Here is an 8,635-nt window from a genome sequence, read left to right as displayed (position 1 = left end):
GAACCATGTATTTCGAGTTCGTCTGTATGACGGAATTCTGCATCCGAAGCTGCTCGCTTGGCATGCCAACGAGTTCGGTCAGGGCTGGTGCGAGAAAAATGGTCGGCAGAGCGTCAACCTCGCCTCGATCAGCTTGTCCCAGATCAAGCGGCTTCCCGTTCCGGTTCCCCCGGTAGAAGCACAGGCTGATCTGGTCAGCGCAGCCGAAGAATGGCTGAGTGTCCTGGACACCGGCGAGCGTCTGGTGCGTGGAGGTCTCGCGAAGGCTACCGTGCTACGGAAGGCGTTGTTGGCGGAGGCGTTCGCGGGGCGGCTGGTGGCGCAGGATCCGGCGGATGAGTCGGCGTCGGTGTTGTTGGAGCGGATCCAGGCGGAGCGGGCGGGTGCGGTGAAGGCGCCGAGGCGGCGGCCACGCAAGCTTCCGGCGCAGGAGGGGCAGTCTGCGGCGGCGGTGGGGACCGCGTCCCGGCCGATGGGAGAGTGGGCCTCCGTCGAGGCCGTCGTGTCCGCGCCGATGCTGCCGCTCGACGATGTTGCCATCGATAACGACAAGGATGTGCTGGGGTGAGCGCGAAGGCACGGCAGCTCGTCGCGAAGCTGTGGAACTACTGCGACGTGCTGCGCGATGACGGCGTCTCCACCATCGACTACGTCGAGCAGTTGACCTACCCGCTGTTCCTGAAGATGGCGCACGAGCGGGCTTACCGGAGCTTCAACCCGGACGTAGCCCTGCGGCCAGTCGCGGACCGGTGGCAGAAGCTGCTCGACTACGACGGCGACGACCTGGAGACCGCGTACCGACACACCTTGGAGGATCTCGCCAAGGAGGCGGGCATGCTCGGCGTGATCTTCCGCAAGGCGCAGAACCGCATCCAGGATCCGGCGAAGCTCAAGCGGCTTATCGTCGATCTGATTGAGAAGGAGGAGTGGTCGTCGACCGGTGTCGACGTGAAGGGTGACGCCTATGAGGAGCTGCTGGCCAAGAGCGCCGAGGACATCAAGTCCGGCGCCGGCCAGTACTTCACTCCCCGCGCGCTGACCGCGGCCATAGTCGACTGCCTCCAGCCGGGTCCGGACGACACGGTCTTCGATCCTGCCTGCGGCACCGGCGGCTTCCTGCTGGCCGCAGCCGACTACATCCAGCGCCATCATGGCGCCACGCTGTCGCCGGAGCAGCGCGCCGGCTTTAGCCGCGGAAAGATCCGGGGTATGGAGCTGGTAGACGGCACCGCCCGGCTCGCCGCGATGAACATGCTGCTGCACGGCATCGGCCACCCCAACGGCAACACCCTCATCGACGTCGGGGACGCGCTCGCCGGCCGGTACGGCGGGAATCCGACGATGATCATCGCCAACCCGCCGTTCGGCAAGAAGTCCTCAATCACCGTGATCGGTGAGGGCGGCCGCGCTGGCCGGGACGATATTGCGTACAGCCGGCAGGACTTCTGGACGACGACCACGAACAAGCAGCTCAACTTCGTCCAGCACATCGCGTCGTCGCTGGACGTGGACGGCCGGGCCGCCGTCGTCGTGCCCGACAACGTGCTGTTCGAGGGCGGGGCGGGGGAAACGGTCCGCCGCCGGCTGCTGGCGGAATACGACGTCCACACCCTGCTGCGGCTGCCCACCGGTATCTTCTACGCCGGCGGGGTCAAGGCGAACGTGCTGTTCTTCGACAGGCGCCGGGCTCGGCCGGGCAGGCCGTGGACGGCGACCCTGTGGGTGTACGACCTGCGGGTCGGCCAGCACTTCACGTTGAAGCAGAATCCGCTGCGCCGCGAGCACCTCGGCGACTTCGTCGCCTGCTACCGGCCGGGGGAACCGCGCGGCACCCGCACCGAGTCCGAGCGGTTCCGCCCGTTCGACTACGATGAGCTGGCCGCTCGGGACAAGGCGAACCTCGACATCACCTGGCTGCGCGACCCCAGCCTTGACGACGCCGACAGCTTGCTACCTCCCGACGTCATCGCCCGTGAGATCGTTGAGGATCTCCAGGCCGCCCTGGTCGAGTTCTCCGCGATCGCGGACGCCCTCGCGGCCAACCGCTCCGCCGACGCCACCGCTACACCGGACGATGCCGCCTCGTCCGACTGAGACCTTGCGGTGTGAAAGGGCCTGACGCGCCGCGACCCCATCCCGTGGTCCGCGTCGCGGGTTCGACACGGACGTTTAGTCCGCCACGTCTGCTCGCAGCACGGCCTCGGCCAGCTCGACTAGTGAACCCTCATCGGGCAGCGACCATCGCAACGGTCCTTGGACGGAAACGGGTGCGCGCTTCCACCCCGCCCGCCGCCAGATCTCCATCACCAAGCCGGATGGGGCGTACTGGCGGCCGTCCACCGCCCAGACCAGGGGTTTCGAGCGGCTGTTCACCCAGGTGGCCTCCGCCCGCCGTGGATCCGCCGCCAACCATCCGCCGATCGCGCGTTCCTCGGGCTTCCCCGCGGTCGAGAACACCAACCGCGTACCCTCGCTGATTCTGCGCGCATCGACCAGAATGCCCACCGTGTTCGGACGTCGGCTGCGGCGGTCCGCCTTAGGCTTGTTGTAGTCCTCCGGCAGCACGGGCTCCGGGCGATCGGTCCTCATGTCCCATAGCACCTGCGCCACCAGTGGCTCGCAGCGCTCGGCACTGGTGAGGGTGCTACCGATGAAGGAATTCCGGCCGAAGGTCTCGTCGATGCGTAGCACCAGCCAGCCGACGGTCTGCCTGACGAGCGCCGGGACTCCATCGAGTCGCGTGGACCAGTCCTCGTCGGGATCGTCGATGCCATCCAGGGTGATGTGCGCGAAGATGATGTGCGCCACTAGCAGATCGCCGAGTTCGGCGACGGCCTCCGCGCGTCCGCGCCAATGATCGCGGGTGTCGTGCAGGTTCTGCTGGATGGCGCGGAAAGTCCGCACGCAGCGCCAGATCCGCAACGCCGACGGGCGGCGGTTTCCGAACAGCAGGGTGTAGGCGCCCTTTGCGCCCCGCTCCCACAACAGGGAGGAATCCTTCTTCGCGCGGACGACCAGCTCGACGGAGGAATGCGCACATGCCAGCGCGACGGCGGCGTGAACGACCGAGCACCCTCCCTCGGGAGGTGGATCGATCTCCCCCCGCTTGAGGACATAGGTCTTGCCGAGAGTGAGAGCGAAATCGTCTTTGATGTCGGTCTGTACCTGGTCCAGGGCGACGAAGTCGCGCAGCTCCACGTCGTTCTGCGTGTTTGTCGTCTGGGTGATGGTGGTCGCGAGGTCAGTGGGCGCCCGGCCCAGAACAATCACGCGGACTCCGACGAGAGCCCCGCCGGCCACGTCCGGGCTCTTCTTCACACCGTCGCCGATAGCGACGACAGTCTGCGCGCCGTTGACGACGCTCGCGCCCTCGAGGGTCAACTCGGCCGGGCCGTTCGGCGTGCTACGGCTGAAGGGATTGAAGGTGAGGCTGTCGCACAGTATGGTGATTCCGTTATTATAATACCAGAAATTCTCGGGTGTCGTCGTCAATGTCTCGACGATACCGCTGTTAATCTTCGTGGTACCGAGACTGGTACGGATGTTCCTGCTGAACAACAGATTTCCGTGCTGGGTATACCAGTCGGCGATCTCGCCTGCCGCGACGATCCCGGAATACGCCGTAAGAGGACGGCGAAGGTCGAACCACTCCTGCATTCTGGCGACGAGTCTGATCGGCTGTGGGGCGTTGCGGCGCAGGAGCATCGCCCTGATGTCCGCCGCCAGGCAGTACTCGATATCCAGGACGTCGCCGTGCTTGTTGAAAATTTTGACGGCGTCGTCGAATTTCTGCCGGACCTCGGCCGAGGGCGCCTGGCTTCCCATCAGGACGATCGTCATGGTGATACGCCGGCCGGCGTCGAGCAGTACCGTACGCACCCGTTCCGCGAGCACCTGAAGTCGCTCGTTGAAGCGGTCGAATTCGTGCTGGTCGATCAGGCGGAGTCCTTCGAGTGTCTTGAGCGCATCGCCGGTATTGAGGCCGGCCTCGCCGCGGTCGCTCCACTTCGACTGGATCAGCCAGAGTTGTGGCTCGCTCCTGGCCACGGCGATCGCGTCGATACCGAAATCGTTACGCCCATCGATGACCATCTCGGCGGCCTCGGCTGTGTCACAGTCGACCCGGTCCCGTGCTACCAGTGCGGCCAGCGCACGGGAGAGGAACTTGCGGCGCCGCTCGGCCGGATCCGGATGGGTCACGTCGCTGGTGTCGATCAGGCCGTCGAACTCGCGCGCCAGTGCCTCCCTGACCGCGACGACGGCCCCGGGAACTGGTCTTCCCGCTCTTCCACTCACCTGATCCACCGCCCCCTTCGCCGCACTGTGTATACGAGCTTACGGGGCGTCCCATTTGCGGGAGTAAAGTATCTCCTCTTGGCTGAGTAGCCGGCTGTGCTCTGGCTGCCGGACGTGAAGCCGGGCGGCCGAGACAGGGACGCGGACGAGATGGCCTGTAAGCCCCGGACTGGCCAGCGCCCTGGCCACCATCATCAAACGACTCCGCGATGCCAACGGCGGCCCTATCCATCTGGTCGCCTGCTACGACATGTACGAGCGCGTTCCCTATCTGCCGTCCGCCAGTCACAGGCGGGGCGGTGCTGTCTGCCTGGGGGCGGCTCGCAACGGGAGGGGTAGGGCCCGATGGGTAGCCCGGCCGTAACGGCCGACAGCACCTTGGAAGGTAACGCGCGGCTCACCGCCACCAGCCGGCCCCCGACCAGCCGGCCCATCACCGTCTTCGCCGGCGCCGAGACCACCCCACCCCGGCCGACCAGCGGCACCACCCTCGGTGAAGCTGAACTGTGGAGGGTTAGGCACGGTTCCGCGGTCCGCGACTTGTGACGGCCACGGGCCCTTGGACCTTGCTTCGGGGGTGCCGAGCGGCTTGGGTCAGAGGTGCCGGTACACCTCACGTCGATGGGCGACGTGGACGATCATGACGAGAATGCGGGTGTGGTCGACCTGGTAGATCACCCGGTATTCACCAACTCTGATCCGCAGTATCCTGGTAGGTTGGCCGGTGAGGGCCCGGGCCCCCGAGGGGCGGGGTTCCGCCGCGAGTCGTGTTACCGCGATCAGGATCCGTCGAGTGGTGGAGGCGTCGAGCTTGCGCAGCTCTCGCAGCGCCGCAGTCGTCCACTCGACGGTGTGCGCCACGTCAGTTCAGGCCGAACTCGGCGAGGACGTCGGCGTGGGGTACGCGAGGCTCCTCGGCGGCCAGCGCCTCTCGGGCGACGGCGAGATCCGCTTCGTCCTCCGCCGCTTCCAGCTCACGGAGATCTTCTATGGAGATCACTGCCGCGACCGCGCGGCCGTGACGGGTCAGGACGATCCGCTCATGGGCGTGCTCCGCCTTGGAGACGATCTCGCCGAGGTGGTCGCGTGCCTCGCTGATCGGCATCTCGCTCATCCCCAGATTGTACAAACCGGGGAGTGGTCGGGCCGCTGAGGCGGACGAGGTGGCCTGTAAGCCGGGTCCTGTACCGGCTAGCCTCACGGCTCGTCGGCGGCGACCATCTCTCTCGGGCTGCCGTTGCCGGCAGCCTCTAGCGGTCCACCCGCAGGCTCGGGCGGGCAGCCCTCGAACGCCTGCGCGGTCCGCGGCCTCGCGGCTACGGGCCTTCTGACCTTGCTCCGGGCGGGGTTTACCGAGCCGCCCAGGTCACCCTGGGCGCTGGTGCGCTCTTACCGCACCGTTTCACCCTTACCGGCGCCGGAACCGGCACCGGCGGTCTGTTTTCTGTGGCACTGTCCCGCGGGTCACCCCGGGTGGGTGTTACCCACCGCCCTGCCCTGTGGAGCCCGGACTTTCCTCGGCGACGCCGGACGAGCCGGCACCGACGCGGCCGCCCGGCCAACTCGTCCGCTTCCTTCAGTATAGAGTGCTTCCCGGTCTACGCTTCCTGGGCGTAGGGCTGATCGGGCTGTCGGTGCGCGGAGCCGGCCGATCGGGCGGTATGGCGGCGGATCAAGGAACAGGACGATCATGACGGGACCGAAGCAGCCGGGCCGAGGGTTCGGCAACGCGAGGCGTACAGCCTCTCCGCCCGCCGTTCCGCCCGCGCCCGCGGCGCCTGCGGCGGCCGGGCAGACCCCCGCGGCCTCGCCTTCCGGAACGCCCGCCGGCCAGGTTCCGGTCGGTCCAGCCGGTCCGGTCGGTCCAGCCGGTCCAGCCGGTCCAGCCGGTCCAGCCGGTCCAGCCGGTCCAGCCGGTCCGGCCGGTCCGGGCGCCGTGGCGCCCGTTCCGCACCAGCCGGCCCACCCGGGCGGACCGGATTCTCCCGGCGTCCCGGGTGCGCCCACCGGCGGGGCCCGGCCGCCGCGTCGCGGGGTTGCCTACACCACCTATGCGATCACCGTGCTGGTGCTGCTCATTGCGATCGCCGTCGTGGTCTTCGTCGTGCAGAACGACGCGCGCGTGAGCATCTGGCTGTTCGGTTCGACCAGGCAGATGTCGGTCGCGGGTGCACTGGCCGCCTCGGCCGCCGCCGGTCTCGTCGTCGGCCTACTCATCGGTGTCATTCCTCAGATCAGGCTGCGCCGCGAGTTGCGCCACCTGCGTCGCGCGGCCGGCCGCCGGTAGCTGAGCAGAGTCCTCGGCCGCGGGTCGGCCGGTAGCCGGTTGGTGTAGCCGGTTGGTGGAAGGCACGTCGGCAAGATGCCAGGCGGATCCCACCGCGTCGGTACAGTCCGGGTCGTGACGCCGTTGCGAACAGATCTGCCACCGGGAGCACAACTCCCGCCACGCCCAGCGAACGCACCGGCGCCCGGCACCGTGCTGCCGTCCCACTACGTGCGGTGCTTCGCCTGCGGTGACCAGTCCGCCCACGGACTGCACCTACGGGTCGACGCCGATGCCGGCCTCGCGCTGTGCGCGACGTTCGAGGTGACCGAGCATCATCAGGGAGCGCCGGGCCTCGCCCATGGTGGCCTGCTCAGCTGCGCCCTCGACGAGGCGTTGGGTGCGCTCGGGCATCTGACCCGGACCAGCCTGGTGACCGGCCGGCTGGAGACGGACTTCCTGCGGCCGGTACCCGTGGGCACCGTCCTGCACCTGAGGGCGCGGGTCGAGGGCGTGCTCGGCCGGCGGGTCTACGCCAGTGGCGAGGGACGATTGAACAGCCCTACCGGACGGGTCGCGGTCCGGGCCCGAGGGCTGTTCGTCGACGTGCCCCTGGAGCACTTTGTCACCCAGGCCCGGGCCGAGGACATCCAGGCGATCGAGCAGGATCCGGACCTGATCCGGCTGCGCGAACATCAGACCATTTCCTGATCTTCGAATCTCCTGGTCTTCGAATCTCGGAATCCGCTCACGGGCGGGACTCGTTTGCTCGCCGTGATGCGACCGCACGGACCGTCACATCTCCGTCACAGATCCGTCACAGATTTAGCTGGCACGGTGGGCGTGGCCTCCGGGTCTGTCGGGATGCTCCATCGACCGTTGCCTCGGCCACTGCGTCGGAACGTTCGGAGCGGCGGTCGGCCCCGGCGGCCAACCCTCGCCGGCTGTCGGTCGGCTCGCGGCGGAAAGCTCGACGGAAAGGAGGGCGCGGTGCCGGCGATGTCGCTGCGCTCTGGCGATCCGGAGCGGATCGCCCGGTTCACGCTCACCGCGCGGCTCGGCTCCGGTGGTATGGGAGTCGTCTACCTCGGCATCGACGACGAGACCGGAGGGCCGGTCGCCCTCAAGGTAATCCGGTCGGACTTCACGGCCGATCCCGAGTTCCGCAGCCGGTTCCGTCGCGAGGTCGCGGCCGCCCGGGCGGTCGACGGTGCCTGCACCGCGAGGCTGGTCGATGCCGATCCCGACGCCGAGGATCCGTGGATGGCAACCGAGCACATCCACGGCCAAAGCCTCGCCGAGGCGATCGCCGACCGGGGCGCGCTGACCATGCCGGTCGTCATGGCGCTGGCGACCGGGCTCGCCGAGGCCCTGAAGGCCATCCACGACGCCGGCATCGTCCATCGGGACCTGAAACCGGGCAACGTGATCCTCAGCGAGGACGGCCCGAAAGTGATCGACTTCGGCATCGCGGCGGCGGTCGACGCGACGGCCGCGACCAGGACGGGGGTGTTGCTGGGCAGCCCGGGTTATATGGCCCCGGAGCAGGTCACCGGACGCGGCGAGATCGGCCCGCCGGCGGACGTCTTCGCCTGGGGCCTGACGGTACTGTTCGCCGCGTCGGGGCGACCCCCCTTCGGGACCGGCCGGCCCGACGCACTGCTGTACCGGGTGGTCCACGACGAGGCCGACACCGGGGATGTTCCGCTGGCCCTGCGCCCAGCGGTCCGCGCGGCGTTGCTCAAGGAGCCTATGGCCCGGCCGAGCGCCCACGCGTTGCTGCGCGTGCTGATCGGGTCTACTGGCGACCCGGAGCGCGAGACACGCCGGATACTGCGGGACGCCTGGCTCGCTCCACCGGTGACGACCCGCATGAGGAGCCTTCTGCCGGCCGCGGAGGAGGATACCCATGACGCCAAGACGCAGATCCGCCTCGATGCGCCGGAGAGCGCCGGCGCGTGGGTGCGAGTGAGCGACGGTGCGGGGACAAACGGTGCGGGGACAAACGGTGCGGGGACAGCGGGCCGGGCGCCACGCGGGACCGGTGATCCGGCGGGGGACCCCGGGCAGGCT

9 protein-coding genes and 1 other RNA gene are annotated in these 8,635 nt (G+C 68.4%); 6 read left to right on the top strand and 4 right to left on the bottom strand.

Annotated elements, in window-relative coordinates:
* On the top strand, window positions 1-568 hold a 568-nt coding region (locus AC08OP_RS03165), incomplete at its 5' end, for a restriction endonuclease subunit S domain-containing protein (protein WP_476612810.1).
* Complete coding sequence (locus AC08OP_RS03160; protein ID WP_476612809.1) at window positions 565-2,094, top strand: class I SAM-dependent DNA methyltransferase; 1,530 nt, start codon at window positions 565-567, stop codon at window positions 2,092-2,094. The genes AC08OP_RS03165 and AC08OP_RS03160, both read left to right, overlap by 4 nt.
* 75 nt (window positions 2,095-2,169) lie before the next feature.
* On the opposite strand, the gene AC08OP_RS03155 is transcribed toward AC08OP_RS03160, so the two are convergent.
* Entirely contained in the window at window positions 2,170-4,296 is a 2,127-nt protein-coding gene (locus AC08OP_RS03155; protein WP_476612808.1) for an AIPR family protein, read from the bottom strand.
* Window positions 4,297-4,641: 345 nt separating this feature from the next.
* Here AC08OP_RS03155 and AC08OP_RS03150 point away from each other — a divergent pair, with 345 nt between their 5' ends.
* On the top strand, window positions 4,642-4,842 hold the full coding sequence (locus AC08OP_RS03150) for a hypothetical protein (protein ID WP_476612807.1): 201 nt from the start codon (window positions 4,642-4,644) through the stop codon (window positions 4,840-4,842).
* A 48-nt stretch (window positions 4,843-4,890) separates the two neighbouring features.
* On the opposite strand, the gene AC08OP_RS03145 is transcribed toward AC08OP_RS03150, so the two are convergent.
* From AC08OP_RS03145 to rnpB, 3 genes are all read right to left on the bottom strand, one after another.
* Window positions 4,891-5,157: a type II toxin-antitoxin system RelE family toxin gene (locus AC08OP_RS03145; protein ID WP_476612806.1), complete on the bottom strand. Its 267-nt coding sequence runs from the start codon at window positions 5,155-5,157 to the stop codon at window positions 4,891-4,893.
* A 1-nt stretch (window position 5,158) separates the two neighbouring features.
* Entirely contained in the window at window positions 5,159-5,410 is a 252-nt protein-coding gene (locus AC08OP_RS03140; protein ID WP_462189044.1) for a type II toxin-antitoxin system Phd/YefM family antitoxin, read from the bottom strand.
* 41 nt (window positions 5,411-5,451) lie between these two features.
* Window positions 5,452-5,862: RNase P RNA component class A (gene rnpB, locus AC08OP_RS03135), an RNA gene on the bottom strand.
* A 370-nt stretch (window positions 5,863-6,232) separates the two neighbouring features.
* Here rnpB and AC08OP_RS03130 point away from each other — a divergent pair.
* From AC08OP_RS03130 to AC08OP_RS03120, 3 genes are all read left to right on the top strand, one after another.
* On the top strand, window positions 6,233-6,583 hold the full coding sequence (locus AC08OP_RS03130; protein ID WP_476612805.1) for a lipopolysaccharide assembly protein LapA domain-containing protein: 351 nt from the start codon (window positions 6,233-6,235) through the stop codon (window positions 6,581-6,583).
* Window positions 6,584-6,658: 75 nt separating this feature from the next.
* Complete coding sequence (locus tag AC08OP_RS03125) at window positions 6,659-7,273, top strand: PaaI family thioesterase (protein WP_476612804.1); 615 nt, start codon at window positions 6,659-6,661, stop codon at window positions 7,271-7,273.
* A gap of 288 nt (window positions 7,274-7,561) precedes the next feature.
* Window positions 7,562-8,635 (top strand): serine/threonine-protein kinase (locus AC08OP_RS03120; protein ID WP_476612811.1); only part of this gene is annotated, 1,074 nt, incomplete at its 3' end.

The organism is Frankia sp. CeRuru1 (assembly GCF_977966315.1).
The sequence above is the reverse complement of the archived record's forward strand: the minus strand, read 5'-3'. Positions and strand labels throughout refer to the sequence as shown.

Coding starts and splice junctions, on each gene's coding strand:
- AC08OP_RS03150 (WP_476612807.1), top strand. CDS start 4,642: ATGGGTAGCCCGGCCGTAACGGCCGACAGCACCTTGGAAGGTAACGCG.
- AC08OP_RS03140 (WP_462189044.1), bottom strand. CDS start 5,410: ATGAGCGAGATGCCGATCAGCGAGGCACGCGACCACCTCGGCGAGATC.
- AC08OP_RS03125 (WP_476612804.1), top strand. CDS start 6,659: ATGCCAGGCGGATCCCACCGCGTCGGTACAGTCCGGGTCGTGACGCCG.